Source organism: Pseudaestuariivita atlantica (assembly GCF_001205715.1).
Classification (GTDB): Bacteria; Pseudomonadota; Alphaproteobacteria; order Rhodobacterales; family Rhodobacteraceae; genus Pseudaestuariivita; species Pseudaestuariivita atlantica.
The window spans coordinates 1-2591 of the sequence record NZ_AQQZ01000041.1; the positions used below are offsets into that span (position 1 = coordinate 1).

At 60.3% G+C, this 2591-nt stretch carries 5 protein-coding genes and 1 pseudogene; all 6 read left to right on the forward strand.

Annotated features, from left to right (window positions below; translation table 11 throughout):
* A pseudogene (locus ATO11_RS20955) lies at positions 1-370 on the forward strand (regulator); the annotation flags it as partial.
* Between the two features lie 101 nt (positions 371-471).
* Positions 472-1125: a DUF6927 domain-containing protein gene (locus tag ATO11_RS20960; RefSeq protein ID WP_028288610.1), complete on the forward strand. Its 654-nt coding sequence runs from the start codon at positions 472-474 to the stop codon at positions 1123-1125.
* A 124-nt stretch (positions 1126-1249) separates the two neighbouring features.
* Positions 1250-1576, forward strand: a complete 327-nt coding sequence (locus ATO11_RS20965; RefSeq protein ID WP_005668772.1) for a type II toxin-antitoxin system PrlF family antitoxin — start codon at positions 1250-1252, stop codon at positions 1574-1576.
* Positions 1573-2091, forward strand: a complete 519-nt coding sequence (locus ATO11_RS20970; protein ID WP_050532862.1) for a type II toxin-antitoxin system YhaV family toxin — start codon at positions 1573-1575, stop codon at positions 2089-2091. Before ATO11_RS20965 ends, ATO11_RS20970 begins: the two co-directional genes overlap by 4 nt.
* A gap of 94 nt (positions 2092-2185) precedes the next feature.
* Positions 2186-2350, forward strand: a complete 165-nt coding sequence (locus ATO11_RS22250; protein WP_009819683.1) for a hypothetical protein — start codon at positions 2186-2188, stop codon at positions 2348-2350.
* Entirely contained in the window at positions 2340-2492 is a 153-nt protein-coding gene (locus tag ATO11_RS20975; protein ID WP_043754116.1) for an antitoxin PaaA2 family protein, read from the forward strand. Before ATO11_RS22250 ends, ATO11_RS20975 begins: the two co-directional genes overlap by 11 nt.
* The last annotated feature ends 99 nt before the right edge of the window (positions 2493-2591 follow it).

Sequence of the window (2591 nt, forward strand, 5' to 3'; positions counted from 1 at the left end):
GAACCCGTTTCGGGACACCGACTGGATGGCGCAGCGCCGCATGGCGTTTCGCGATCTGACCGGCCAGTTTTACACCGACATCCTGGATGACGTGCAGGTGCTCATCGACCGGGGGCGAGGGGCCATCCGGCTCGCCACCGATGGCCACAGCATCCGCGTCTTCGTGCGCCGGGCCTCGGACTATCTCATCGGCGGGACCTACGAAGTGCCCTCGGGCCTCGGTGGCACCTTCAGGGTCATCCTCAAGGATGCCTGCGACACCTTTGCGATCGTGCAGAACTGTGGCAATTGCGAGGATTTTGACGCCATGCAGCCCTACCGCGTGCCGCTCGATGCGCTGATGGAAATCGATGACCGGAGGGCGGCGTAACGCGCCCTTTCTCAAACATGCATCGCCAATACCCTGCCGGGCCGGCGGCCCTCTCGGGACATTGGCGACAACAATTCCCCAATGAGAGAAAGGACTCTGAGATGGGATGGCTGTTCTACACCGACGGCCGCGTCAAATCCTACGCGGATGAGAAAGCGGAAATTGCCCGGCTCTGCACCTTTGAGGGCGACACGCGCAAAACTGAACTGGTCAAGGCCTGCAAGGTTGGCTCCACCTGGTATGCAGCGGCTAGGGTTACCAATCGCGACGGCACCCCTGTCGAGGACGCGACCTATGTCACCGATCCTGACGGCTCGATCACTTTCGCCGCCGTATTCCTTACCCGATATGATGACGGCTGCTGGGGCTACAAGGACATGGAGGAAAGCGCGGGACCGGTCGAATCCCGCGCGCCACTGAGCCTATTGGCCCTGCTGTCCGAGCTGAAAGACCCAGACAGCTATGCTCATGCCTGGCGCCAGCGCTGCCAGGACTGGGCTGCGATCCCGGACTACGAGGAAGGCGACAAGATCAAGCTCGCCACCCCTGTGACGCTCACCGATGGCAGTACCTGCCAGATTGTCACCGCGACCCACTACAGGCGTGGGCGGCAAAAGCGCCGCTGCTACCGCATCGAGGAAACTGGTGGGCTCGTACGCCTGTCGAAGGCCTCGCTTGCGGGCTCGGAGCTGCTCAGCTCCACGAAAGGTGCGGCTAGCCCGGTGCTGGCGGAGTTCCTGGCGGGGCGAAATTAGGTCCTGCGCCGGACGGTTCATCGACCTGCCCGGCGACAGCAGATGCTGCGGCTTGTCTTGACAAGGCAATGCAAATGCATTACCTATCGCGGGCAGCAAAGCCCCTTTTCTTCAGGAGACTGCCATGACAGCCCTCGCACAAGATGTCTCGAAACTCACGGATCGGTATCAGACGACCGTGCCGGCGGGTGTGCGCAAACAGCTCAAGCTGGGCAAGGGCGACCAGATTCGTTACTGCACCGAGCCGAGTGGCAGGGTCTATATCGAGCCCGTGCGCAGCGACGAGGAAGATCCCGTGCTCGGAGCCTTTCTCGATTTTGTCGAGGCCGATATCAAGGCGCATCCGGACCGCATTCGGGCTTTCGATGGGGCTTTGCATGACCGTCTTGCAGCACTGGTCGGAGACGTTGATGTCGATCTCGATGCGCCGCTATCGCTCGAGGATGAATGAGCGGCGATAGCGTGCCCGCCCAAGCGCCCCTTGTCGTGAATGGATGGTCGATTTATGCGCACCCACTCTTTCTGGACCAGCTCGAAGGGCTGATTGAAGAGGTCGAGGCGCGTAAGGCTCGCGATCCCAAGACCTGGCACAAGAAAAACCCGACGAAACGGCTGGCCGCCATCTTCAAGCTGGTCACCGAGGCCATACCTGCAGATCCGGGTGCCGCCGCCTTCCGGCAAGGCGGCACACTCGGCGATCACCGCAAGCACTGGTTCCGGGCGAAATTCTTCCAGCAGTATCGGCTGTTCTACCGGTTCAACAGCGATGCGAAGGTCATCGTGGTGGCATGGGTGAACGACGACAAGACCCTGCGCGCCTATGGCAGCAAGACGGATGCCTATGCGACGTTCAAAGGGATGCTGGAAGATGGCAACCCACCTGACAATTTCGACGCGCTCTTGAAAGAAGCTGCAGCGGCAGGCAAGCGGTTCGAGAAATCCCTTGAAGCGGTGCCCGATCGGTAAGTGGGCCAGCTTGCTATGACCCTTTGGCATTATCATTTACGACGCCACGCTCGAAGATGTAGCATCGGCTGATAATGCGGTCGGAGAAAGCACAATGAATGAGACGGAAAAGGATAGGCAGCACCTCGGTCTAGAGGAGCAATGCGCGCCTGACCTGACGGGGCACCGTTTCCCAATTGCTGTGCGCGTTGCAGACATGCCCGATGACCTCGGCAAGCTGCTGGATATCGGGCTCGAGGAGCATTTCCGTGGCCGCTGAAGCGAATTCTTATGACACGTGGTTTTGCGCGCAGGTGCAGGCCGCGCTGGAGGATGCACGCTCGGGAACATCTCAGGTTCAGGTGATGCAGGCCGCACAGGCATTGATTGATGCGAAGCGGCAGGTCGAACCAAAGTCCTGACCAAGCCTTTGAGGTCGGCGCGGTCTGACTACGTCACCCTGAAAAGCGAAAGATGCCGTAATGGGGCTGTCGGCGAATCGAGCACGTTTCGCTTGTTTG